Below are 25,167 nucleotides of genomic sequence, written 5' to 3' on the forward strand. Positions count from 1 at the left end.
GAGTTGTCTAGTCTGGACGGGCAAAACTAGCCGCGTCGAGGGTCAACTAAGAGCGTAAGGGCTTGTCCAGGCTGTAAATAGTCTTTGGGGTTTAAGCCGTTACTTCTTACTATCGACTTTATACTGGTGCCAAATTTCTTAGCGATTCTGGCAATGGAATCGCCTTTTCTAACCTTGTAAGAAATTCGCTGTTTACCCTTCGCATAATTGGCCTGCTTTGGATATATAAGCAGCTTTTGGCCAAGTTTTAAGGTGCCGTTAACGCTGAGCTTGTTCCAACGAGCGATATCCTCATAATTCACACCGAATTTACGACTAATACTCCACAGGCTATCGCCGCTGCGCACTTTATAGCGCTGCACTCGGCCTTTACCTTGGTTGCGGGCGACACGCTCGTTTAGGCTAAAGCTATAGTGTTTGCCTGGTTTAGAGGCGGTAGGTATAAACAATGCTTGCCCTAAGCGAATAGTGTTGCTGCTTAATCGATTAATTCGCTTGAGCTCGCCTAGGGTTAGATTGTTCTGGCGGGCTATCTTACCCAGCGTATCCCCGGATTTAACTTGATATCGCTTCCAGCCCACGCGCTCAGATTCATCCAAGCTTTCCAAACCGCTGGAGAAGGCGTCAGCTTGCGCAATGGGTATCAAGATGTGCTGTGGGCCATCAGGCGTTGTGGCCCAGCGATTATAGGCAGGATTGAGTAGGTAAAACTCATCCATGGGAAGCTCGGCCAGCTCGGCGGCTTGCGCTAAGTCCAATTGATAATCAAGATCGAAGCGCCGGTAGAAGGGCTCATCGGGAATATTAATCATCTGAATGCCGTACTTTTGAGGTTCGGCAACCAGTTTGGCCAGCCCTAGCAATCTAGGGACATAGATTTGAGTTTCTTTGGGGAGGCGCAGCGACCAAAAGTCAGTGTTTTTACCTTGACGGCGATTACGTTTTATCGCTTTGTTAACAGTTCCTCCGCCAGCATTGTAGGCGGCTAAGGCCAGTAGCCAATCACCATCAAATCGTTTGTGGAGCTTTTCTAAATAATCCAGTGCAGCTTGGGTCGAAGCTTCAATGTCGCGGCGGCCGTCATACCACCAGTTGTTGTGTAGGCCGAAATCTTTCGCGGTTGGTGGGGTAAACTGCCAGAGGCCAGATGCACGGCCGTGTGAATAGGCGAATGGGTCATAGGCGCTTTCCACGATAGGGAGAAGTGCCAGCTCCATGGGTAAATCACGAGCTTTAAGCTCGTTAACGATATAGTAGAGGTATGGACGCGCCCGCTTACTGATTCGATTCATATAATTGGGGTGCTTGCCGTACCAATCCTCTTGTTTATTGATGCGCTTATGTTGAATGGCGGATAAACGGTAGCCATCGCGAATGTGCTGCCATAGATCGGTATCAATGTTGGCTGCTTCAATGCTTACTGCGGCTAAAGCTGTGTCATTGCTTTCTACGATTGCAGAGCCTTGCTTGGCTAGCTTTGTGCCGGCGGCCTGCGGCAATTCAGCGCGCTCGGCATGTTTAGCGGCTTCTAATTGCGCATCGTGGCGAGAAATCTCGGTTTTTTCTGGCTGTTGGCTAAGTTGGGCGCAGCCTCCCAGCGTCAGTACAAGGCCGACAGGTATAAGCAATCGAAGCATAATTCGTTAACTACTAATGGTCGTTTTAAGGTGTTTTTATTGTAGAAATAGGCGCCGATTCTAGAGTGGCAGACCGTCTGGGTCAATCAGCCCAAGGTAAAATTATAGCGGGGTAGTAGGTCAAACACTGTTAAGCAGTGCGCTTAATATAGGGTGCTAATTCGCGATTTTAGGATAGATTGACAAGCCCCTATGAGCATAGGGGCTGCTGTTTAGCGATAGTCGCCGATATTGAAAAGCTAGCGCCTAAAAATTGTCTTTCCATTTACGTATTACGGCAAAGGTTTCTGCAGGGCTGGAGACAATGTTTTTAGCCCTTTGGCTGGCCGATTTTTGAACTTCGCTCTCACGGCAGCGTAAAAAGGGGTTGGTCGCTCGTTCTAGGCTCAATAGTGAGGGCACGGTAGCTTGTTGGTCTTCGCGAAGCGCCTTGGCTTCTTCCATGCGCTCGGCTAAGGCACTATTGCTAGGTTCAACTGCGAGTGCGAAGTTCAAATTGCCCAGGGTGTATTCATGGGCGCAATACACTAAGGTTTGGCCAGATAAGGAGGCAAGCTTTTCTAGTGACTGCTGCATTTGCTCGGGGTTACCTTCAAACATACGGCCACAGCCGCCGGCAAATAGGGTGTCACCGCAAAATAGCACTGGGGTGGCCATATCGCTGCTGTGAAAGGCAATGTGATCTAAGGTGTGGCCAGGTACCTCTAGAACGTTGAAGTTCAAGCTAGGTAATACTTCAACGCTGTCGCCATCGCGACAAGCAACTTGGCTAAGCTCCTGGCTTTCGGGGCCATAGACCACGCAATCTGCGTATTTTTCACAAAGCTCGCTGATACCACCGGTATGGTCAAAGTGATGATGGGTATTGATGATGGCGACCAGCTTCAAATTATCGGCTTCAAGGCGATCTAATACCACCTTGGGGTCGCCTGGGTCGACGACAGCGGCGATCTCACCGTTATCGATTAGCCAGATGTAATTGTCATCAAAAGCAGCGATTGGTCTAATACTATAGTCCATGGATGGCAGGCTCCGTTGTTCTCTTTCAGTGCGGCGGCTGTTATCGAGTACTTTGCCGTTTTAGGTCAAAGTAGGGCCGCCCGCTAAAGCTATTTCTGTTATAGTTTATAAAATTACATAGCCGCGCGTTTTAGTGTCAGTAGAGCGGGCGGCTAAGTCAAACCGAGTTTGTTTAAGTGCAAAGGGCTTTATTGTGAGTCTTGTAGAACAATGTCGTCAATGGTTACATCAGCGCGCCAATGTGCCGCAATCGCCAAAAGCCTTTGCTGAAGATATTAGCCGCTGGTCTAATACGCCATTGGGTGAGGCCATCTTATCAGAAGAGCAAGCTTCCATAGATGAGCTCTTGAGATATCGCTTTGGCTACCACTTATGTGCTTTCAGTCATATCCATGGTTGCGAGCTCATGGAGGAAAGCCGTATCAATCATAAGATTCAGATGGTGCAACTTGATGGTCTGAAAGAATCTCTTGATTCCCAATCATTGAGTGAAAAGGGGCTTTGTGAGGAAGCTTCGGCTTTACCTTTTGATGGCAGCCGAATTCCGCTGGCGACCGATTCGGTGGATGTATTATTACTGCATCACTGTTTGGAATTCTCTTCCAACCCTCATGAGCTATTGCGAGAAGCCCAGCGGGTGCTAATTGATCATGGCCATTTGATCATTACCAGTTTTAACCCTTTGAGTATTTACGGCTTATTTGCTAATGTCGCGCGTTTTTTCAAAGGTAATCAAGTTTGGCGTCGTCGTTTTTTAACGGCCAGCTCAAGTCGAGATTGGCTACAATTGTTGGGTTTGCAGCCCCTTGAGCTTATTCCGCATTTTTATCGATTGCCGTTATCCAATAGTGCGCTGTTAGAGCGTAGTCGTGTGCTAGAAGGCCTGGGCAAGAAGCTGGGCGCTTTGAATTGGGGAGCATCTTACACCTTGGTAGCGCGTAATGATGTCTTCGCTGCCAATGCCCTTAAGCCGCGTTGGCAAAAACCAGCCAATGCTGAGCAGTTTGGTAGTGCCGCGATTGGCCGGCAAGCAAAGAAAGAAAAGCTCAAGCTTGTTATCAACAAGGGCAAGCCTAGCGCACCCACTACCGAATAGTACGAATGCATGGTTTGGTAAAGGCGGCGAAATCTGTTTACATTTGTTTTAGCACTAAAAAAGAGAAGTATTTTTGAATCAAGAAATAAAAACCGTAGAAATATTTACTGATGGCGCCTGTAAAGGTAATCCAGGCCCAGGAGGGTGGGGAGCATTGCTGCGTTATGGTGATACCGAAAAGCCATTATGCGGAGGCGAAAAAAACACCACCAATAATCGCATGGAATTAATGGCAGCAATTGAAGGACTAAGAGCCTTAAAACAAACTTGTAAAGTTATCTTAACCACAGATTCCCAGTACGTCCGACAAGGAATAACCCAATGGATGTTTAACTGGAAGAAAAACGGCTGGAAAACCTCCGCTAAGAAGCCTGTTAAAAATGCTGATCTATGGCAAGAGCTGGATGCAGAAAGTAAGCGTCATGAAATTGAATGGCGTTGGGTAAAAGGGCACAGCGGTCATAGAGAGAATGAAATTGCAGATGAACTGGCCAATCAAGGAATCCCCAGGTAAATCTGAAACTCGCTAAAAGCAAAACAGCTTAAGACAAGAAATCGCAAAACCATTAGGAACAGTCAATGCGCCAAATTGTTCTCGATACCGAAACCACCGGTATTGATCCAAAGTCCGGACATCGAATCATTGAGATTGGTTGTGTCGAATTGTTTAACCGAAAACTCACTGGCAACCATTATCACGAATACGTGAACCCTCAGCGTGTGGTAGAAGATGAAGCGATTGAAGTTCATGGTATTACCAATGAATTTTTGGCTGATAAGCCAGTCTTTTCACAAGTTGCTGACAGCTTCTTAGAATATATTCGTGGTGCAGAATTAATTATTCATAACGCCCCCTTTGATGTGGGCTTTATTGATCATGAATTCAATTTGCTGGGGAAGGGGCATGGCAAGGTTTACGATCATTGTTCGGTGATTGATACCCTGGTCATGGCGCGTGATAAACACCCGGGCCAGCGTAACTCCCTAGACGCATTATGTAAGCGCTACGATGTTGATAACTCTGGCCGCGTTTTGCACGGCGCATTGCTAGACTCCGAGATTCTGGCCGATGTTTATCTAATGATGACAGGTGGCCAAACCATGTTGTCACTCGGTGCAGAATCCGAAGAAAATTCAAGTGGTGCGCAGGCTGGTGCTATTCGTCGCCTAGCCTCTGGCCGCGCGCCATTAAAAGTGGTTGCCGCCAACGCGGAAGAAATGCAGTTGCATGAAGCTAAGCTGGATGCTTTGGGTGAGGATTGTCTTTGGCGTAGGTAGCGTTCGTTGAATCAAGCCTTGCTTGCGAAAAGGTACTTAATGGTTTTGTATTGGACAGCCCTCTAATTCTTAGAGGGCTGTTTTAGTTTGGGGGTTTTATAATTGGATTTGCTCAAAATGCAGCCTCTCGCCTGGCGTGCAAAGAAAGGGTGGCGCGCTAATCATTTGGTGTGAGTATCGTTTTAGCAGCTTAAGTGCTTTCGTTGACCTACTACTAAATAAAAAGCACAAAAATATTGATTAAAGAATAAATTATTTTAAATGCTTAAAAAATGTGAAGCTATTCACTTGCATGTTTAGTTTAAATCCTCGACTATCGCTGCCGAAAAATAAAATTATTTATGTGGTATCTTCAAGGAACGAAAATGCAATTCTCTTTGCGCTCTGCCTTTTTTACGCTTGCTTCTATTGCTGCCCTTCAAATTCCCAGCGTTTTCGCTAGCCAAACGGCGACTCCTCCAGGTTTAAGCTTGCCTGATGCTCAACTTGAACCTAATCTAGGTCCTCAGTTTAACGGCCGCTTAAATGGCCATGCCAGTGTTAACGCTTCCGGGTACGCGAGTATCCAAATACCCATTCCGGTACCAACTCCAACGGGAGGCTTTGCTCCAAATCTAAACCTGAGCTATTCCAGTAGTGGAGCCAATGGCTTACTGGGTGTTGGCTGGTCTATTTCTGGGTTAGATGATTCCATTTATCGCTGCCCTAAAAACATGGCTCAAGACCAGCTGATTCGAGCTGTGGAATACACTGCAAATGATCGTTTTTGCTTGAATGGTCAAAAGTTGATGTTGGTCAGTGGTGTTTATGGTCAAGACGGCGCTGAATATCACACTGAAAATAATCGCTTTTCCAAAATTGTTTCCAAGGGTAATCAAGGCAGTGGTCCAGAATATTTTGAGGTACACACAAAATCCGGTTTGACTAAAACCTATGGAACGAATAGTTCTACAGGGATTGTTGATCTTGCGACAACTAGGCGCTACGGAAGCCAGGAAATTTATCGTTGGTCCATAGCTAAAGTAATGGATAGGAGTTCAAATTTCTATCGATATAGCTATAACCCTGGTCAAGAACTGCTCCATATTTACTACTCCGGCAACGATGCAGCGCCACAGAAATTCCCGATAGATAGGGTGGATTTTATTTATGAAAGCCGCCAAGACTCACAAGAACGGTATACATCTGGGGCTCAGGATCGCCGACTGAATAGACGGCTGAAAGCGATTAGAACTAAGGCTTCAGAGTTTCGAATGAGCTATGAATACACTGAGTACTCAAAGAGTACACGCCTTGTTAGTGTTAAAGAGTGTAGTCGGTCGAGCGGTCAGTGTAAAACCCCCACAACGCTTGAATGGCAATCCCAAGGGGGAGTGGCTTATTCGAAAAGTCAATTGACAGTACCATTAGAAGCGGTAGATCAAACGTGTGAGAAAGTCCGTTATGACAATTCATGGCACTACCCCCGTTGGCATGACTTTAATAACGACGGTAAGGCCGACTATTTGAGTATAAGAAGGCAATACCCAATCTATGGTCACACGAGTAATTTTCAGGCTCTATATGCTGATATCTTATTGTCGAACGATAGTGATGGGTATGATCCTGTTACGTGGCAAATTCCATTCTTGGCATTGCCGGAGCGAATTCGGTTTGTGGATATTAATGGGGACAAAAGAGTAGACCTCGTTTATGTTGTGGTAGATAAGGTTAATAGAAATGTCAAAGTTAATGTAGCATTAAGCACAGCAGCTGGTTTTATTAGTAAAGTTTGGCACGGGCACACTCAGCAAGATACAAGTTGGTTGTTGGGCAGCACATCCTATCCAGTCTCACTGGATGATTTTGATCTTGTTGATGTTGACGGTGACCTATTGCCAGATTTGTTGGTGAAAGAAAAGGCAAAATTGCGTGTGTGGGATGGCTCTCGACATTACTACGAGAGCCTATCAAATGTTTTCGTCCATAGGAATACCGGATCATCTTTCAACAGCGAGGAACTTTGGGCTGAACGAGTTCGTGGTAGCTTAAAATTACAGGACTTGAACCGGGACCGTTTACCGGATCTAGTATATAAAGATGGTGGCTTTCTTCTTAACTCGAATTCTGGGTTTGATATAAATGGGTATAAACCTTATCTGCCGGGTAAGCCAGTAAGGTATGAGGATGTAAATAACGATGGCTATCCAGACTTGTTGTATGAAGATGTGGATGCGCTAGGGAATAATGTAACCAAAGTCCTACAAAACACCGGTAACGATTTTACCAGCTATGCAGCAACTCTTAATCAGTATCACCAATTCGGTCAAATGGATGTTAACGGAGATGGTTATAAAGATACTTCAAACACTAAATATGATGCCTATATTGGTCGCTCCAGCACTTCTTTAAGTCTAAAAGCAACAGATGGGACTCAAAGTCAAAGCTTTCAGTTTATTCGTAGTGAAAGAGGCCAAAGAAAGTCCGAACAATACGTGGACATTAATGGTGATGGCCTATTGGATTACACTCACGCAAAGGTGCAGGCTTGTACCAACCCTCGTACAGGTCCAGGGTATTACAATTACTTTTGGGCTGAGACTAATAAACACGGCTTGTTTTTGAGTGATTCTGTTCCAGCCCATTTACTCGCGGCCGTTCACTATGGCCTTGGCAACTCCGTTGGCTTCGAATACGAATCCATTCGCGACCCTAGTGTTTATACAAAGGGTGAGGCTGCACTATTTCCAGAACAAGATGTACAAAGCAGTCGTTATGTAGTAACCAAAGTCTCACGTTCCAATGGGCTTGGTAGCTTTGATAGCCTTTATAGCTATGAAGGCTTAAAAGCCAATTTGATTGGTCGTGGAGATTTGGGCTTTGAAAAAATTATTGTCGAGAACCAAACCTCCGGAATCACTACAGAAACTACCTATGCACAGGCATTTCCAATTATAAGTCGACCCACACTTATCGAGAAATTCCACACAGCCAGTAACACTAAAATACATCGACAGAGCTACAGCTATGCGACTAAGGGGGTGGTCGGCAGCGGCCCGGTATTCCCTTATGTAGCCTCTGCCACTAGGCAAAGCTACGATCCAGAAGATGGACGCCTGCTCAGTACCAGTATGAGCACTAATACCGTAGATGATTATGGTAATGTGACGTTAACACGAACTGATATCCATGATCATGAAAGCGGGACAAGTTATAACCGTGAGCAGCAACGACAATTCACTATTGATACCAATACTTGGCAGCTTGCTAAGCTTAATCAAGCGAAAGTCCGCTTTGGCTTAAATGGAAGTTTTGATGCGGCTTTAGAGCGGACTACTCAGTATGAGTATTATTCCAATGGGGCGTTGCATAGAAGCATACGAGAACCAGGTGCGGGCGCTCCTTTAGAATTGACAACAGAACTAAGTTACACCCGATTTGGATTGCCGACTCAAACAACCGTAACTGGCCCAGGTATCACTAGCCGAAGTTCCCACACATATTATGATCAAAACGGCCGCTTTGCCACGTCGGCCGTAAACCCTGTGGGGCACAGCGCATCTGCAGCCTATGATGTGACTCGAGGTCTGCCAATAAGCGAAACGGATATTAATGGGCTAACCACAACCCACAGTTACAATGCCATTGGCCAACGAACCTTAACCACACTCCCCGATGGCAATACCATTGAATACAGCGTGCGCTTAGATAACAGTGGTGGAAATAATGGCGCGAAATATTATGTAGAAGTGGTGCCCGATGGCAAACCGGCTGTTCGAACCTTTTACGATGGCCTAGGTAGACAGGTTCGCACACGTAGCCAAAGCTTCGATGGCCGCTATGTCAACCAAGATACTCAATACGATAGCAAGGGGCGCGCTTATCGAGTTTCTGAACCTTTCTTCGATGGCGACACGCCCGTTTGGAACAGGACATATTTCGACAGCTATGGGCGTATTGATTCAGTCGATGCTATTGATAATACCGCCGATAGCCAGTTCGACTATGATGGTTTTTCTACCGGCTTAACAGATGCTCTTGGTCGCCGTAGCAGTGTGGTCAGCAGTGCTACGGGTATGCTTCTTAATTCGGTTGATAAGGCGGGAACCAGTACCTCCTTTAGCTACAATGCTGCCGGTCAGCGTACACAGGTTCGTAATGCTGTGGGCTTAATAAAAGAATTCTCGGTGCATTATCAATACGATCGTTTGGGCCGCTTAACCCAGCAAGATGATCCAAGCCACGGTATTTACACTTATGAATATGATGCTCTGGGTCAAAAAGTAAAAGAAGTTAGTCCTAAAATGTGGGCAGCTAATCAAAGTGTGCAATACCGCTATGACTTATTGGGCCGCATGACGCAGCGCATCGAGCCAGAAGGTACCACCACTTGGGAATACGACAATACTGACAATGGCAATATGGGCCTTGGCCGCTTGCACCGCGAAAGCATGACGGGCTTTAGCCGCGAGTACGAATATGCGGCTGGCCAATATGGCCGCCCAACGGCCGTCGAAACCCAAATTCTTGATGCCAGTTATCGTGAAGTTATGTCTTACGATAACTTTGGTAATCTAGAAGCCTTGCAATACCCAAGCACAGCAAGCTCGCCTAGCGGGTGGCAGGCACACTACCAATATAATGATTTGGGTTATCTAGAGCAGGTGACCGATGGCGCAAACGAGGTGTACTACCAATTGGTAAATACCGATGCCTCTGGTCGATTAACCGAGCAATGGATGGGAGATGGCAGCTTGCTAGAGCAGCAATACAAGCCTCACTCCAGCCGCCTAAGCTCGCAAAAAACCAATAAAGCCGATGGCGCTTTATTACAGCATTTTACCTACCAGTACGATGCGGCCGGTAATATGACACAGCGTCAAGATGTCGCCCGCAGCCTAGTGGAAGATTTTACCTACGATAACCTCGACCGCCTCACCAGAGCTCAAGTTGTAGGTCAAAACAAAGTCGATTATGCCTTCGATGAGGTCGATAACATTACCGAGAAATCGGATATTGGTTTATACGGTTATAGCACGGCCACAGCTAACGCGGTTATCGATACCGAGCTTGCCGGCATCAAATCAAATTACAGCTACGATGATAACGGTAACTTCTTCGCTGGCGACAATATGCCGAATGCGACTTGGAGCAGTTACAACAAACCTTTATCACTTAATAAAGATGGTCATAACTACGAGTTTAATTACGGCCCGAATCGAGCGCGTTATCGTCAACGACATACTGTAGCGGGCAGCGAACGCATTACCCACTATGTAGGTGGTAACTACGAGGTTATCTACAACGGCGCCAATACCGAATATCGTCACTTGCTCCGTGCCAACGGACGCGTCGTGATGATGCGCCGTGAAAAAACAGGTCCAAGCGGCAATTCTATTGAGCATGAATATCTACACCGTGATCATTTAGGCTCGATTACCGCCATCAGTAAAGAGAGCGACGGTAGTTTGCTAGGCGCGATCAGTTACGATGCTTGGGGTAAACGCCGCAGCGCTGATGATTGGGCAGCAAGCTACCAGGCTTCCGCAGCATTGGATGGTTTCGAGCGTGGATATACCGGACATGAGCATTTGTCTGGGGTGGATATTATTCATATGAATGGGCGGGTTTATTCGGCCGAGTTGGGTAAGATGATGAGTCCTGATCCTGTTACTGCGGAGCCGGATAATGGGCGGAATTATAATAGGTATACTTATGCCTTTAATAATCCGCTAAAGTTTACCGACCCTACAGGGTATAGCGTAGAGCCAGCGCCGGGGGCGACTTGCCCCAGAGACGGCCCTCCAGTATGCCCGCCATCAAGCCAGGCTTCATTGAATGACTGGAACCGCGGAGTGGGAGCATTGACTCCTGATGAGGAAGATCATTATGACGGCTGGTCAACGGGCGACTACCAAGATGATGCCCCTCAAAAAGAAACTAAGGAAGAGAATAAACTAAAGCCTACTGAAGAGGAGAAAAAGCTTATTGAACAAGGCAAGCTTGGTGAGATGTGGAAGCAAAGATGTAAAAACGGTGACCCTATTGGTTGTGTCGGGTGGGCTACCTGGGGCAAGCCAAGTGAGATATTACAGTATTTTGGTCTGTTGGTAGGTGGAAAATGGTTGGCTGTCGGACTAACTGTTCGTACAAATGCTGAAAAGGGACTTCTTTTTGCTGATCCATCCTTACTTTTTGATGCTGATAGGCTGGAGAGGAAGAAATTGGAATTCGGCAAAGCAATCGCATATGCGCATCTTAATGCGACAGGTCGTGATAAGGACGGTAGACCATATTCGTTAACCCCAGAAGAAATCACACAATATCATCATGAAGTGTTTGACGACTTCAATGTTCCCAGAGGCTTCTATGGGGGGTCATACGTCTTGGGTGTGCATGATGAATATTTGGCCCCTCATGTCTATTGTTCGCCGAGCTGTGACTCAGAAGAAAGCCATAAGGACGAAAGTTATGATAGGTTTTAAGCCATTAATTCTCTTGACAACATTGTTGGTGGTCGCATGCACACCCGAAATCACAGATAGAGAATGGGAAGGGTTGGTAGTTCCGAGCAAGTATCAAACTGCTCCGGTCAAGGTTTATGGGACATTATCTGATTCGAATTTCGATACTGAAAATCGACCTCTAAGGCTTGTTGTTTTTGAGGAGGAGCTGATAAGGAATGTTCCTGCTGTGAAGAAAATTTATAGACCAGATGGAGGGTTATTTTTCCTTCTCTTTGTTTCGAAAGAAGAGCGAAAAAACAACGATCAATGGGAAATTCAAGATTGGTCTACTCACATTGAGCATAAGAGAGACACAGGGTATACCCGATACTACAAGGACTCAAATAACTGGTTGATGGCTGATAGTGAAAGCAATAAAGTACTTGGTATGTGCACCAAATACTTGCCAAACCTCGACGTAAAATGTGTGTTTCGTTCTGACGCTGGAGGTTACGCTCTGGAGTTTACATTGTATAAAGAAAACATTGCTTTGTATCATGAAATATCTATTTATTTAGAGAGCTTAATAAAAACTTGGGAGCAGACTAAAGGTCAATAGGCCGCTTAAGTTTACGAAGCTAATAGGACACCCATCTATTGCCGATAGTGATCACTTTTAACAGCGGGGCGTGCAGTCCATTCTGGAATGGGTGATCAGTTTCCTCCGGCAGGGTGAGCAATTGGGGCCGGTGCATGCAAATGCATAGGCCACTGGAGTTGCTCTCCTTATCCAACTCCATATGACCTACCTGTCCAGTTTCGTCTGCTCACCCTGCAGGGAAAATATCACGCTTTACTAGAGGAACAGCTCGCTTGTAAACCAGGTGTTCTAAAGCTCTATTTTTCTCAGTATTCCAGATATCTGCCGTGTTCATATGGCTGGATTTTTAGTGTCCTGTTTGATCAGGTTTGATTCAACAATTCAGGACTTGTGGTATAACCAAGCGGACTTTGTACAATTGAGTATGACGCTATGTAGAGCAAGGTGATCTGCTACCATTTTAGTGGGTACCTTCAGGTATATAGTTTTTTATGAGCCAGCGATGATTGATAGACAAGCGAGGAATGAATCCGGTCGAGATTAATAAAATCAATTTGCTCAAAAGTTAGCTAGGACACCCATCTATAGTCGAGAATGATCACTTCTAACAGCGGGCCAATAGGACACCCAAGTTCATTGGCCTAATCCACGGCCAATAGGACACCCAAGTTCATTGGCCTAACAGCTCTATGATTCAAGATGAGCCACATTTCTGAATTTCTCGTTTGCTCTTTGAAAATGCTAATCGAGCGCAGTGGTGTGTAGTAGTCTGCGCTCATGACTACGCCAAGACGCCAACAAATATCACTCTCTGAAACGCCTTTTTACCACTGTGTTAGCCGCTGTGTGCGACGAGCTTTTTTATGTGGGAAGGATCGCTATAGTGGTAGGAACTTTGAGCATCGAAGAGCTTGGATAGAGGAACGTTTGCTATCTTTACAGTCGGTGTTTTGCATAGATGTATGTGCCTATGCTGTGATGAGCAACCATTACCATGTCGTATTGCATGTTGATGCTGAAAAGGCCAACAGCCTAACTGCAAAACAAGTTGCGGACCGCTGGATGGGCCTCTTTAAAGGCAGTTTGTTGATGCAGCGCTTTCAGAGGGGGGAGCAATTAGATCAATCTGAGTTTAATGCTGTAAATTTAGTGATAGAGCAATGGCGAAAAAGATTGGCCGATGTGAGTTGGTATATGCGCTGTTGTAATGAATGGTTAGCGCGAGAAGCTAATAAAGAGGATGAATGTACCGGCCGCTTTTGGGAGGGGCGATTCAAAAGTCAGGCTCTGTTAGATGATAAGGCATTATTGGCTTGTATGGCTTATGTAGACCTAAATCCATTAAGGGCGAAGATGGTCAAGTTGCCGGAAGATTCGAATTACACGTCGATTAAAATGCGAATATCTAGAGCGAAAGAATCAGTTAAGAACACCAGAAACCCAGATAACATTCAACAACAAGCTGTTAATTTATTCCCGTTTGCAGGCTACCCAAGAAAGAACCAGCCAAGAGGGCTTTCATTCAGACTTAGGGATTACCTTGAGCTTGTCGACTGGACGGGGCGCCAAATAAGGAATGGTAAACGGGGTACATTACATGAAGACACTCCAGGGATACTTGTGCGCCTAGATATTGAACCAATGAAGTTCTTAACGGCCGCTACCCAATTTGAGTCTAGATTTAAATCGTTAGCAGGCGGGGTTTCCGCTTTGAGGCAAAAGGCGAAAAATTTTGGTTTGTGCCGTTTGTCGTCACTTGGAGCTTTCTAATATTTAACACTCCTTCGTAGTTATTATATCAATGTTGCAAGTTAATAATGGCTCCAATTCGGTTTCTGCCTAGTTTGAGTGAAGCATTAATTTTTCTTGTTTGTCTATAATTCATCTCAAGTGAATATCTTTCCAATGTAGCTTCAACATAAGGACTTTCGTTTAGCAATGGATCTCCAGTAAAAAGACCGCAAAAGGAAGAAGTGGGTGTCCTGTCGAAAGAGAAAGAAAAATACTAGGCAAAACAGGTGAGGAGCCGAAAGGACAATAGTACCCTTAGTTCATTAGACGCAAATACAACTGTATGAAGCTAAGTGATGCTGTATATAGGTAGTCCGCTGGGCAGACTACCTTATATAGGGTGCTTTGTTGTAGAAACTACAACTTCCATTTATTGTGTTAGTTTTATTTGGTATGTTGATCTAAGAATTTTACAATTTCAGCGTATAATTCGAATTGGTCTTTTTCGTCATACACGCCATGACCCGCTTTAGAAAATCTAAGCCATTTTGGATCGTTGCCCACCTTAGTAAGTGCAGTACGCATTGCTTCACTTTGTTCAAATGGTACGATATGGTCTTTCTTTGCGCCTATTAACAGCACCTTAGCTGAAATTTTATCAGCATAATGTATAGGTGAGTTTTTTTGCAATAATTTTGGCTCTGTTCCGATAGCAGTGTTCAGGTAGCTTTTCCCGTAACGAATATGCCTAACAATACTTTCTTCTGACATTTTTTCAAGATCATATACGCCTACGTAGCCGATAGCACACTGGAATAAATTCCGTTCCTTGGCTGTGGCCATTAATGCTGCTAGCCCTCCATAACTGGCCCCAAAAATACATGCCTTATTGGTCGTTAGCCGTGTTGAGCTTTGAACAAACTTAGTGCCGTCAATGATGTCCTCTACCATTTTCCCGCCCCATTCTTTATAGCCAGCTCGCTCAAATTTATCTCCGTAACCGCCGCTTCCTCTGAAATTGACTTGTAAGACGTTATATCCTTTAAACGCTAGCAACTGAACTTTGGCATTGAACTTCCAATAGTCACGAACTCTGTGAGGTCCGCCGTGTGGAATTACCACAAGTGGAGAGTTAGGGCCGAGCTTGGAAGGGGTAAAGTAGGCGTGAATCTTTAAACCGTCTCGAGCATTAAAACTAAGTGCTTCTACTTTTTGTAAAAGGTCGCTATTAATCCAAGACTGCCTGGCGAATAGTAGATTAGCCTGCTTGCTGTTCGTGTCGAATAGATAAAACTGGGCCGGGGTAGTATCGGAGTCAACTAGAACGACGATCTTTTCACCGTTTTCAGAGTGGTTTAAAAACTTTACTCGTTTACCTTTGAACGCTTTCGCTAGCATCTTGTGAAAGCGTACGGTGTCATTGCTGCCGTAGTAATGATATTGAAACTTATCGGGTTCAGTTATAGCTACGGCAGGCTGGCTCGTTTTGGGGTCCAGAATCCAATCTGAAAGGGGATGGTTGACCCCTGGGAATAGACGCTCAATCTCATAGTTTTGAGTATTGAGCTTATAGAAGCTGGACTTGTCGCCATTCGATAGTTTGCTGCTGAGGTACACTTCTGTGCCAGATTGGTTTATTCCAACTAGTTTGTTTCTATTTCCTAAGCCTTCGATATCTAATGGAAGCCAGCTCTTTGGGTTGTCGGGCGCTCGACGATACACTTTGCTTTGATCGTTTTCGTTAGTATGTGTTAGGAATTCAATTTTTCCGTTTGCACTTGCTATTGGCCTGGCTCCGGGTAGCGAGATAACTTCTTGCTGTCTTTTTTTGCCTGTATAGATATTAATTTTCGAAATGAAAACAGGCTTGTCCTTTAGGTTGTAGTAAAGGGTTCCTATTTTGCTCCAAGGGTGCTCAGCGATTAAGATGTGGTCTTTATCTTCAGGTAGGTAACTCAGGATTGTGGCACTAGCTTTGCGTTCTTTACTTGCTCCTGAGTTTATTAGTGATCCTATTCTGCTCTTGCTAGAGCCAAATCCGTACACTATTCTTTGACGTTTGCCGTTTTTATCGCTGGCTACGATCTGCCCGGTGGGAACCGGACGATCCCTAAAGCTCGTTTTGTAAGCGAACTCAAATACAAGACGATCGTTACTGGCCCAGCTATAACTATAGAAATCATTGCCCGGTTGTGCGGCTAGCCCTCCGGTAGGTTTTAGTGTTTTAGCATCAAGAAAGGCAATGCGGTTGACACCCTTTTGTTTCAATTTTACCGCCAAAGTCTTCCCGTCGGGTGAAATTTTGGCGCTGTGGTAATCGCTATCGGCGATAAAGTACTCAATTTCTTTATCTGCAAAGCTTAGAAGTGGTATAAGACACAAAAGAATGAACGTATAGGGTTTCAACTGTAGCTCCTTGTCTAAACTCGATCCATTGGCTGTCAAAGCATATATTCAAGAAAACCCCTGCTTAAACAACACGGTTTCCGCATAGTTAGGTTAAACAGTTGCTTGGCTGAGAGCAAGTAGGTATTTAGATTACGGCCTCGCACAGACGTAGGATTTCAAGCTAAGTCATAGGTTAGCTATTGATAACTGCCAGGATCAAGCAAGTTGGGCAACTCGCTTGGTGGCTAAAATATTAATAGGCTTCTATCTAGTAGGGCAGCTGATAAAGTTGGGGTTTTCAATATCCACCCACACCAATCGGTGATCCGATGAGGCGTTTCTGTCGGCCACTAGGTAGGCTTCTTTACTATCTGGTTTTGGCCAAAAAACACCGCTGTCTATGAGTTTTAGGCCTTTCGAAGGTAATACATAATCAGCTCGCATTCCCCAAGCAGCTGTATGGCTTTTGGCGTAAGGGCTTTCGGCTTTATTGAGGCTTCCGCCATCCGAGGTGGGGGCTGGATAGTCATTAATAGCAGGGTGCTCTAAAAGCTGATTCATTGTGCCAGGGTAGGCATCGCCTTCGATTGCACTGGCATTGAGATCGCCCAGAATTACAAAACCTCTATTTTTCGCTATACCACCTTTTTGCTGAACGTCGTCATAGTGATAGCTGTTTTTATCGCCCGCGATATAGTCTTTCCAGAAGCGTATTTCGTCATGGTTTCGACGCCCGTTGCGATCTTCCGGGCCGTCGAATACGGGAGGTGTTGGATGGCTAGCCAGAATGCTAATAAGTTTGCCGTCGATATTTATAGGTATATCCCAATGAGATTTGGAAGATAAGCGCATAATATTCACTTCATCATCGCTGTACCAAGATTTCCCGCTTTTATCCATAGGTAGCAGATTTTCAGGCATATCCTTCCAAAGAAATTTTTGGAAAGTACGAACTTGGTTTTTTTCGATTGGGTATTTTGATAACAAAGCCATACCGTATTGGCCAGGGTATCGGCCAAAGCCAAAGTGTCTAAGGCGGTTGTCTTTTCCGCTTAAGCCTGTTTCTATTCCAGTATTAACGCTGTCGATATAAATATACGGGTAGTTAATAGCTTCTTGCCCGTTTTGGCTCTGCTGTAAATACTGTTTAACAAATAAGCCAATCCCATCTTCTTCATTTTCAATGTAATCGAATTCGTTAAGTAGGATTATGTCTGGACGTACGCGCTGAATAATTTCAGCGATGTTTCGAACCTGTGTTTGCTTGCCTTCTTTTAACACTTCGGTGAGACGTGATGCTTGAAAAATACTTTTGCCCTCTACAGGGTAATTGCTAGTTTCCATACTGACATTAAAAGTCGCTATTCGAAGTTTTTTTTGCATTGCGCCCTCAATTTGGCATGTATGGGTGTTGGGTTTGGCATATAGGGCCTTGGCTGCCAATAGAGAGAGAACAAAAACTACGCTCAATCTTGTTGTAATACGCATTGAAATTACTCTTTTGATGATGGGCAATTTATACATCTTAATAAAATTGTTGCGACCAGCGCTTTATTGGTTGCGCAAGTGTCGCCGCAGAATATTTTCTAGGTTAACATTTCTAATGGGCTATCATACAGGCTATTGAGCTGTATTGAGGATTGCTAGGGCTGATTTGTGCGTTTCCCGTAAAGGCAGAGTCCCAAAAACCTAGCCCCAAAAACCTAGTCGCAAAAACCCTAGCCCATAAAACGAAGCATCTGGAATCATTCTAATGAATATTTGTGAAGAACTTGCGATCGACAAACCCATTATCCAAGCTCCGATGGCCGGTGTGCAAGATTGGAGGCTGGCAGCAGCGGTTTCTAATGCTGGTGGGCTAGGATCAATACCTTGTGGTATGTTAGCTGCCGAGCAGCTCGTAGAGCACTTGCATAGCTTTAATAAACACAGCTCTCATAGTTACAATGTCAATTTTTTTTGCCACGATATGCCTATGCCTGATGAGTCAACTTTGGAAGAATGGTTGGCTATGCTATTACCTTATTATGAAGAGTTTGAGGTAGAAGTTCCTAAGGGCTTGACTGGTTTACGGCTTCCATTTGACGATAGCTTTGCAGATATTTTAGAAGAATTTAAGCCACCTGTTGTTAGTTTCCACTTTGGCTTGCCGGCTGCTGATTTACTCGATCGCGTTAAATCCTGGGGCAGCAAAGTGCTGTCATCCGCGACGACCGCCGAAGAGGGCGTTTGGCTGGAGGACAATGGCGCAGATATTGTTATCGCACAAGGCTTGGAAGCGGGTGGCCACCGAGGGATGTTTTTAAGGACTGATTTAAATCAGCAACTAGACACTGCAGAATTGCTTACGCAGCTTAAGGAGAGTATCTCTTTACCTATCGTGGCGGCAGGTGGGATAAACAAGCACTCGGATATTGTCGCCATGATGGATCTGGGGGCCTCGGCGGTTCAGTTGGGTACTGCCTATTTGCTGTGTGAGGAAGCGAGAACCAGCATTGTCCACCGCGCTGCAATAAAGCAGGGTACAGCAAAAACGGCATTGACCAATGTATTCTCTGGTCGTTTAGCCAGGGGGGTGTCTAATCGTGCTATGAAAGAGCTCAGTTTTATTAGTCAGCTAGCGCCAGAATTCCCCTACGCCTCAATTGCACTGGCGCCATTGCGAGCCGCTGCTGAAAAGCGTGGGAGAAATGATTTTACCCCGATGTGGGCAGGTAGCCACTACGCGACTTGTAGAGAAATCTCTGCAGGTGAATTAACCCGGCAACTATGGCCCGAATGATTAGGCATCAAGAGACTACAACCCAGCAGTAAGCCCGCATAGCTTCTTTTTCATTTATTTTTACAAACAGAATCACGCGGTGTTCTTGCTGTTCGTTTTTATACAGGGGTTAGGCGCTCTTTCGTGTTTTAATTGAAGCACACATCGAAGAATTAGAATCTGTGCCCTTTATGGCTATGGGTTTAGCTTGTCGTAGAGCTTTTGAATGCGCTGCTCCTGCCTAATTTCCATTCGTTTTATTTCGCGCAGAACCGCTTGCCGTCCACTTTCATTGAGTAGCCATAGCTTCAGAGGCGCCAAAACAATCATGGCCGCTAGGCTGAGTATACCCCAAAATATCATGCTATGAGTCTCTTGGGCCTGAAAAAACTGATAAGCACAAAAGCACAGAACGCCGCCAATCAGGAAGGCAAAAAAGAAGCTATATACAATCCAAAAGCTCATACTACTGTGATAGCTATCTTGTATGCGGCCAAATAAGCCTTTATCGGCTTGCAATAACAGATCAAGTTGCTCGCTTTCTTGTTTAAGTTGTTCTTTGATTTGTTTATCAATATCCATAGTTGAATCCTTGTTTCTAAGTTGTTGATGACTTGCTAAGTGCATCGCGTAGATGCTGCCGGCCTCGGCTTAGCTGTGACTTTACCGTTCCTAGGCTGACACCTAGTGTTAGGGATATTTCTTTGGTGCTGAACTCTTCCTGATAAAAGAGGTAGATACATTGGCGCTCTTGTTGGGGGAGTTTCTTAATCGCGCTCCACAAATTTAAGCCCTCTAATTTGGATCGAACGTCTTCTTGATCTAGGTCTGACTCGTAAGCCTTTTCGCTGTTTTGGTGAATCTCATTTAGCTGTTTAAGTTGCTCTAATCTTCGAGCTAAGGTTTCTTTCTTGCGGGCCAGGTCCACAATACGATGCCTGAGGCTGCTAAATAGCCAGGCTCTAAATGCCGCAGGATCTTTTAGCTGTGTTAGTTTTCGGCAGCAGTTTAGCCAGCACTCTTGGCAGGCATCTCGCGCCAGCTCGGCATCACTGCTTTGGAGTAGGGCATAGCGCTCTAGAGCTTTGGCGAAACAGAGATAAAGCTTTTGCAGTGACTCGCTGTCTCCTGTTTGGGCTTGCAGGACCAGAAGCTCTATCTCGGCTGAGCTATATTGTGTATTCGGATTTGTCGTCACTTATTGATCCAGCGTAAGCCTTGATCAGGCGGTTTTTGCGATATTTGCTTTGTAGACGCGCTCTATTGCTTATTGGTTGGCAATTAAAGTGTTTTTTACCAGCTATCACTATAGATCTCTGCATAGGCCTAGCGCTTCGCCGCTAGCTGTGGGCTTAAGGGTATCGTTATAGATAAGATTGAAGTGCCTCCATACATTTGGTGAATATCAAATATTGGTAGTATCGATTTCAATTATGTAAGTCCCCGCAATAGACTAAGCCCATAGTCGAGATGAGGGTTATGCCGTCTTCGGTAGCACGCTCATCGGCCCGCTTGGGCGCTATAGCAAATTTATAGCAATCTTACTCTGATATGAGGAACGATCATGTCCGCTTACCAAAATGACATTCAGGCAGCCGGCGCTACCATCGACAAGATGGGCGATTCTTGGAGTGCCATCAACCCAGAATCTGTTGCTCGCATGCGCGCTCAGAACAAATTCAAAACTGGCTTGGACATCGCTAAGTATACCGCTGGTATCATGCGTCGCGACATGGCTGAGTTCGACAAAGACAAAACCAAGTACACCCAGTCTTTGGGCTGCTGGCACGGTTTTGTAGGTCAGCAGAAGCTGATCTCTATCAAGAAGCACTTCGGTTCAACTGAGCGTCGCTACTTGTACCTATCAGGTTGGATGGTTGCGGCTCTACGCTCTGACTTCGGTCCTCTTCCTGACCAGTCTATGCACGAGAAGACTGCTGTAGCTGGCCTAGTAGAAGAGCTATACACCTTCTTGCGTCAAGCTGATGCGCGCGAGCTGGGTGGTTTGTTCCGTGCTTTGGACGCCGCTCGTGAAGCTGGTGATACCGCTAAAGCGGCTGAGATCCAAGATCAAATCGACAACCACGAAACTCACGTAGTGCCAATCGTTGCTGATATCGATGCCGGTTTTGGTAATGCTGAAGCGACTTACTTGATGGCTAAGCAAATGATCGAAGCGGGCGCTTGCTGCTTACAGATCGAAAACCAGGTTGCTGATGAGAAGCAGTGTGGTCACCAGGACGGTAAAGTAACCGTACCTCACGCTGATTTCCACAATAAGCTACGTGCGCTACGTTACGCATTCATGGAGCTAGGTGTTGATGACGGCCTAATCGTTGCTCGTACTGACTCTGAAGGTGCTGGTTTAACCAAAGAAATCGCTGTTGTTAAAGAGCCAGGCGATCAGGGTGATGTATACAACTCTTACCTAGACGTTGAAGAAATCGACGTAGCTGACATGGCTGAGGGTGATGTTGTATTTAATCGTGGTGGCAAGTTGGTTCGTCCTAAGCGTCTACCTTCTGGTTTGTATCAGTTCCGTCAGGGTACTGGCCACGAGCGTTGTGTATTTGACTGTATCGAAGCAATTAACGCCGGTGCTGACCTGTTGTGGATCGAGACCGCGGTTCCAACCGTTCACGAAATTAAGGGTATGATGGACGAAGTACGTAAAGTACATCCTGATGCGAAGTTGGTTTACAACAACTCTCCTTCGTTCAACTGGACTTTGAACTTCCGTCAGCAAACTTACGATGCATGGGCGGCTGAAGGTAAAGACGTTTCTGCCTACGATCGCGACAACCTAATGTCTGCTGATTACGACGGTTCTGAGTTGTCTGCTGCGGCTGATGCGCGCGTTAAGACTTTCCAGGCGGATACGGCTCGCGAAGCGAACGTGTTCCACCACTTGATTACTCTACCGACTTACCACACTACCGCCTTGTCTGTAGACAACTTGGCGAAAGAGTACTTCGGTGAGCAGGGCATGTTGGGTTATGTTGAAGGCGTTCAGCGTAAAGAGATCCGTCAAGGCATCGCTTGCGTTAAGCACCAGAACATGGCGGGTTCTGACTTGGGCGACGATCACAAAGAGTACTACGCTGGTGAGAACGCTCTGAAAGCGGGTGGTGCGAAAAACACCTCTAACCAGTTCAGCTAATCGAGCTGGTTGCTAGGGGCTTAGCAATAGGCTCCACAGCTAAAAAGCGGCCCCTTTTATAGGTGCCGCTTTTTTTATGCCCGCTGATATATAGTGGGTCAGACCCCTAGGGTCTGACCCCGTCATGGGGTAAAATTCTTGTGTTTTAAACCATAGATGATTAAGTGATTGTGATCATGACAGATATTCCAGCTCAATATAAAGATTCTCCCGAGTTATTAAGCCAAGCGGGCTTCGCTACGAGTAATACTTGGTATCACGGCACCTCTTCGGCGCTACTGGGCTCTATTCAGGCCTATGGCCTTAAGCGCTCCGGTGATAAGGCCATGAAGCAAGCTGCTAAGCAGACCATGGCGACTATAGGTAATAGCTATACCGAAACCATTGAGCCGGTGTTTTTAACGCAGAGTAAAGAGTTGGCTTATTATTGGGCAATGCAAACCGTGCGTGATCGCGGAGTGCGAGTAGAGGGTGATGAGCAGCCGGCCATTGTAGAGCTGCAACTGCCTAACGGGCTCAATGAGCAGGTTAAGCCGGACGTTGGGGCAATGAGTCTACTATTGATACAAGAGGGAGAGGCCTATTTGGCGCATGTAGCTGCAATCTATCAGGCCAAAGGTTTAGATGTGCCCGATATCGATCTTCGCAATGCCGACCGTATGGAATACCTCAACAAATTGGGCATGGCCTATATCGATAAAGACATCGCCTTGGAGCATATTCAATTTCTAAGTGCCTAGCGCCGCGTAAAGCATGGATACTTTACACTTGCAGTGAAAGGCGACCGTTTGGCGCATAAAGTAAGGTGCATCTGTTTGCTTGCAGTATACTAATGGCGATTTTGAGTAAATAATCGACATAATAATTAATGTAGCTGCGCAAGGATGCCGCTAGCAAACTATGCCAAACATTTATTTTTTTACCGCCAAGGCTTTGTTGCCCTCTGTTTTAGAGATCAGGAGGGCTAGGCCTTATGTTGTTTCAGGATAATTCCCCTCATCGACGCGCTGTTATGCGAGCTCTTAGTCTGTTTACGGCTTGGGGTGGGCTAATATTCTGCGTGTTAAATATGATGCGAGGCCTGCACTGGCTGGCCGCGATTGAATTCTTTGCGGCCATGGCCGCCGTCTTTGCTTATTACCGTATGGCAAATACACAGCGGCTATTGGCTTGGAGTGTCGGCTTTATCCTGTGCTTCTATTCCATAATGATGATCGCTTTGCTGGTGCCCAATACCAGTCCAACAATCTTTGTTTGGGTGTTTCTACTGCCACTAATTTCTTATCTCACATTGGGAAGCCGCTTAGGCTTAAGGTTCACTGCTGTCTATGTCTTCTTTGCAGTAGTAGCGTTTTACTTGCGTGTTGAAATGGAGATTGGAATTCTTACCTTAAGTAGCTCATTCAATGTCATTTTATGTGTCGCCCTTATTTGGGTGTTTTCACACCTCTATGAAATCAATAGGGAGCGCTCTCAGCAGGCTCTTATGAAGATGGCTTCGCAAGATTCTTTAACGGGTTTAAATAACCGCTTGCGCCTGACAGAGATTTTTCAGCGCGAGATTCAAGTTGCCAAGCGAAACGAGATTGCTCTGAGTCTGCTATTGATTGATGTTGATCACTTTAAAGGGGTTAATGATCGCTATGGGCATTTGTTGGGTGATCGAGTACTGCAGGGTTTGGCCGATTTAATACGCTGTCATAGCCGGCAGACTGATTATGGCTTTCGAGTAGGTGGTGAGGAATTTTGCCTGATTTTATCTGGCGCCGATCTGAACTCTGCGAGCAAAGTTGCTGAAGCTCTACGCGAGTCTATTAAAGCTGAGAGCTTTCAGCTAGATGGTGAAAGTGTATTTGTAACTGTAAGTATTGGGGTGGCTGAATATGGTAACGATGGTAAAGACCTTGATGGCTTGTATCGAGTAGCCGATAAGCGTTTATATGAAGCTAAAACGCTTGGGCGCAACTGTGTTGTTAAAGACGGGTTTGCTCGCACGCTTGATATGCGGTCTGCATCGGCTTCGCATTGATCAAATTCACCTATCTGAATTTAAAATGAAGATGGACAATTCTATATCCTTGGTGAATAATAGCGACCACTGAAATAAAGTGCCGCCTATGAATATCTCCCGTATTGACCTCAATCTTCTTGTTTACCTCGATGTTCTACTCAGAGAGCGTAATGTCACCAAAGCTGCTAGCCACTTGGGTATTAGTCAGCCTGCAATGAGTAATGGCTTAAAGCGTTTACGGGAGCTTTTTAATGATCCTTTGCTGGTTCGAACCAGTGAAGGCATGACACCCACTGAACGCGCCACAGAGCTAGAACCGCAGGTAAGGGCGGTATTGGCCGATATTGAAAAAGCCGTACAGCCTAGGGAGGATTTCGATGCGAAAGGCAGTGAGCGAGTATTTCGTATTATGGCCAGCGATTATGCGGAATCCACGTTGTTTCCTAAGCTTCTCAAGCGTTTACGTAATGACGCGCCGGGTGTAACCCTCGATATCATGACGCCAAGTGATGTGAGCTTTTTGGATGTAGAGCAGGGCAAGGTTGATATGGTAATCAACCGTTTTGATTCGATGCCTCAATCGTTTCACCAATTGACAGTATGGCGTGATAGTTTTTCTTGTCTAATGAGCAAGAAGAACCCAGCGAGGCACGACTTTGATCTGGAAAAATACCTGCAATCAAAACATGTATGGGTGAGTAAAACCGGCATGGGGGTTGGTGTGGGGGTAAACCCAAGTGATGTTCAGCGCCTGGGCTGGGTAGATGAAGCGTTGGCAAAAGCAGGGCACAAGCGTGAAATTACTGTTTTTACCCGACACTACCAAGCTGCAATGCTGCTGGCCGAACAAAAAGATTTGGTGGTAACCATTCCTACCCGTGCAGCACAGCTACAGAGTAAGAATAGCCGCGTAGTTATTAAAGAGCCTCCCTTTGAAATACCGCCGCTAGAATTGAAAATGGCTTGGAGCCCGCTATTGCAGAATAATCCGGCGCACCAATGGCTCCGCCGCTTGATTGCCGAAGTAGCTAAAACGATTGACTGAGGCCTTAGGCCGTA

At 45.7% G+C, this 25,167-nt stretch carries 17 protein-coding genes; 11 read left to right on the forward strand and 6 right to left on the reverse strand.

From position 1 onward, the window contains the following. Positions 1 to 26: 26 nt before the first annotated feature. Both Q1A41_RS04645 and gloB read right to left on the reverse strand, forming a co-directional pair. Positions 27 to 1,637 (reverse strand): LysM peptidoglycan-binding domain-containing protein, encoded by a 1,611-nt coding sequence (locus tag Q1A41_RS04645; protein WP_299975366.1) that lies wholly within the window; start codon positions 1,635 to 1,637, stop codon positions 27 to 29. Between the two features lie 246 nt (positions 1,638 to 1,883). Then, a complete protein-coding gene (gene gloB, locus Q1A41_RS04650; protein ID WP_299975369.1) occupies positions 1,884 to 2,657 on the reverse strand; it encodes a hydroxyacylglutathione hydrolase in 774 nt (257 codons plus the stop codon). A gap of 193 nt (positions 2,658 to 2,850) precedes the next feature. Between gloB and Q1A41_RS04655 the strand changes: the two genes are divergently transcribed. The 6 genes from Q1A41_RS04655 (at position 2,851) to Q1A41_RS04680 (ending at position 13,827) form a co-directional block, all read left to right on the forward strand. Further along, a complete protein-coding gene (locus Q1A41_RS04655) occupies positions 2,851 to 3,753 on the forward strand; it encodes a methyltransferase domain-containing protein (RefSeq protein ID WP_299975372.1) in 903 nt (300 codons plus the stop codon). An 85-nt stretch (positions 3,754 to 3,838) separates the two neighbouring features. Next, complete coding sequence (gene rnhA / locus Q1A41_RS04660) at positions 3,839 to 4,267, forward strand: ribonuclease HI (protein ID WP_299976161.1); 429 nt, start codon at positions 3,839 to 3,841, stop codon at positions 4,265 to 4,267. Between the two features lie 65 nt (positions 4,268 to 4,332). After that, complete coding sequence (gene dnaQ, locus Q1A41_RS04665; protein WP_299975374.1) at positions 4,333 to 5,031, forward strand: DNA polymerase III subunit epsilon; 699 nt, start codon at positions 4,333 to 4,335, stop codon at positions 5,029 to 5,031. A 365-nt stretch (positions 5,032 to 5,396) separates the two neighbouring features. Further along, complete coding sequence (locus Q1A41_RS04670) at positions 5,397 to 11,495, forward strand: SpvB/TcaC N-terminal domain-containing protein (protein WP_299975375.1); 6,099 nt, start codon at positions 5,397 to 5,399, stop codon at positions 11,493 to 11,495. Next, positions 11,482 to 12,075 carry a hypothetical protein gene (locus Q1A41_RS04675; RefSeq protein ID WP_299975377.1) on the forward strand — a complete coding sequence of 198 codons (594 nt, stop codon included), beginning with the start codon at positions 11,482 to 11,484 and terminating at the stop codon, positions 12,073 to 12,075. The genes Q1A41_RS04670 and Q1A41_RS04675 overlap by 14 nt, the downstream gene beginning before the upstream one ends. A gap of 759 nt (positions 12,076 to 12,834) precedes the next feature. Further along, positions 12,835 to 13,827 (forward strand): transposase, encoded by a 993-nt coding sequence (locus tag Q1A41_RS04680; protein WP_299975379.1) that lies wholly within the window; start codon positions 12,835 to 12,837, stop codon positions 13,825 to 13,827. 405 nt (positions 13,828 to 14,232) lie between these two features. Here Q1A41_RS04680 and Q1A41_RS04685 read toward each other — a convergent pair whose 3' ends face one another. Both Q1A41_RS04685 and Q1A41_RS04690 read right to left on the reverse strand, forming a co-directional pair. Beyond that, complete coding sequence (locus Q1A41_RS04685; RefSeq protein ID WP_299975381.1) at positions 14,233 to 16,194, reverse strand: prolyl oligopeptidase family serine peptidase; 1,962 nt, start codon at positions 16,192 to 16,194, stop codon at positions 14,233 to 14,235. A 246-nt stretch (positions 16,195 to 16,440) separates the two neighbouring features. Beyond that, a complete protein-coding gene (locus Q1A41_RS04690) occupies positions 16,441 to 17,559 on the reverse strand; it encodes an endonuclease/exonuclease/phosphatase family protein (protein WP_299975383.1) in 1,119 nt (372 codons plus the stop codon). A gap of 370 nt (positions 17,560 to 17,929) precedes the next feature. On the opposite strand from Q1A41_RS04690, the gene Q1A41_RS04695 reads away from it, so the two are divergent. Beyond that, the gene (locus tag Q1A41_RS04695) at positions 17,930 to 18,958 is read left to right on the forward strand and encodes a nitronate monooxygenase (RefSeq protein ID WP_299975385.1); all 1,029 of its coding nucleotides are present in this window, start codon (positions 17,930 to 17,932) and stop codon (positions 18,956 to 18,958) included. Between the two features lie 174 nt (positions 18,959 to 19,132). Here Q1A41_RS04695 and Q1A41_RS04700 read toward each other — a convergent pair whose 3' ends face one another. Next, the gene (locus tag Q1A41_RS04700; RefSeq protein WP_299975387.1) at positions 19,133 to 19,519 is read right to left on the reverse strand and encodes a DUF6768 family protein; all 387 of its coding nucleotides are present in this window, start codon (positions 19,517 to 19,519) and stop codon (positions 19,133 to 19,135) included. A 16-nt stretch (positions 19,520 to 19,535) separates the two neighbouring features. After that, positions 19,536 to 20,135, reverse strand: coding sequence for a sigma-70 family RNA polymerase sigma factor (locus Q1A41_RS04705; RefSeq protein ID WP_299975389.1), 600 nt, complete (start codon positions 20,133 to 20,135; stop codon positions 19,536 to 19,538). Between the two features lie 366 nt (positions 20,136 to 20,501). On the opposite strand from Q1A41_RS04705, the gene Q1A41_RS04710 reads away from it, so the two are divergent. From Q1A41_RS04710 to Q1A41_RS04725, 4 genes are all read left to right on the forward strand, one after another. Then, complete coding sequence (locus Q1A41_RS04710) at positions 20,502 to 22,097, forward strand: isocitrate lyase (protein WP_299975392.1); 1,596 nt, start codon at positions 20,502 to 20,504, stop codon at positions 22,095 to 22,097. 176 nt (positions 22,098 to 22,273) lie between these two features. After that, positions 22,274 to 22,837, forward strand: coding sequence for a hypothetical protein (locus Q1A41_RS04715; protein WP_299975394.1), 564 nt, complete (start codon positions 22,274 to 22,276; stop codon positions 22,835 to 22,837). Positions 22,838 to 23,070: 233 nt separating this feature from the next. Then, entirely contained in the window at positions 23,071 to 24,126 is a 1,056-nt protein-coding gene (locus Q1A41_RS04720; protein ID WP_299975396.1) for a GGDEF domain-containing protein, read from the forward strand. Positions 24,127 to 24,214: 88 nt separating this feature from the next. Further along, positions 24,215 to 25,153 (forward strand): LysR family transcriptional regulator, encoded by a 939-nt coding sequence (locus tag Q1A41_RS04725; RefSeq protein WP_299975398.1) that lies wholly within the window; start codon positions 24,215 to 24,217, stop codon positions 25,151 to 25,153. The last annotated feature ends 14 nt before the right edge of the window (positions 25,154 to 25,167 follow it).

It is taken from the genome of uncultured Pseudoteredinibacter sp., assembly GCF_947502065.1.
Classification (GTDB): domain Bacteria; phylum Pseudomonadota; class Gammaproteobacteria; order Pseudomonadales; family Cellvibrionaceae; genus Pseudoteredinibacter.

Bases quoted from the DNA above. Each gene is read 5' to 3' on its own strand.
- Q1A41_RS04645 (WP_299975366.1), bottom strand. From the start codon at position 1,637: ATGCTTCGATTGCTTATACCTGTCGGCCTTGTACTGACGCTGGGAGGC.
- Q1A41_RS04725 (WP_299975398.1), top strand. From the start codon at position 24,215: ATGAATATCTCCCGTATTGACCTCAATCTTCTTGTTTACCTCGATGTT.
- dnaQ (WP_299975374.1), top strand. From the start codon at position 4,333: ATGCGCCAAATTGTTCTCGATACCGAAACCACCGGTATTGATCCAAAG.
- Q1A41_RS04680 (WP_299975379.1), top strand. From the start codon at position 12,835: ATGACTACGCCAAGACGCCAACAAATATCACTCTCTGAAACGCCTTTT.
- Q1A41_RS04690 (WP_299975383.1), bottom strand. From the start codon at position 17,559: ATGCAAAAAAAACTTCGAATAGCGACTTTTAATGTCAGTATGGAAACT.
- Q1A41_RS04720 (WP_299975396.1), top strand. From the start codon at position 23,071: ATGTTGTTTCAGGATAATTCCCCTCATCGACGCGCTGTTATGCGAGCT.
- gloB (WP_299975369.1), bottom strand. From the start codon at position 2,657: ATGGACTATAGTATTAGACCAATCGCTGCTTTTGATGACAATTACATC.
- Q1A41_RS04710 (WP_299975392.1), top strand. From the start codon at position 20,502: ATGTCCGCTTACCAAAATGACATTCAGGCAGCCGGCGCTACCATCGAC.
- Q1A41_RS04715 (WP_299975394.1), top strand. From the start codon at position 22,274: ATGACAGATATTCCAGCTCAATATAAAGATTCTCCCGAGTTATTAAGC.
- Q1A41_RS04700 (WP_299975387.1), bottom strand. From the start codon at position 19,519: ATGGATATTGATAAACAAATCAAAGAACAACTTAAACAAGAAAGCGAG.
- Q1A41_RS04670 (WP_299975375.1), top strand. From the start codon at position 5,397: ATGCAATTCTCTTTGCGCTCTGCCTTTTTTACGCTTGCTTCTATTGCT.
- Q1A41_RS04675 (WP_299975377.1), top strand. From the start codon at position 11,482: ATGATAGGTTTTAAGCCATTAATTCTCTTGACAACATTGTTGGTGGTC.
- Q1A41_RS04695 (WP_299975385.1), top strand. From the start codon at position 17,930: ATGAATATTTGTGAAGAACTTGCGATCGACAAACCCATTATCCAAGCT.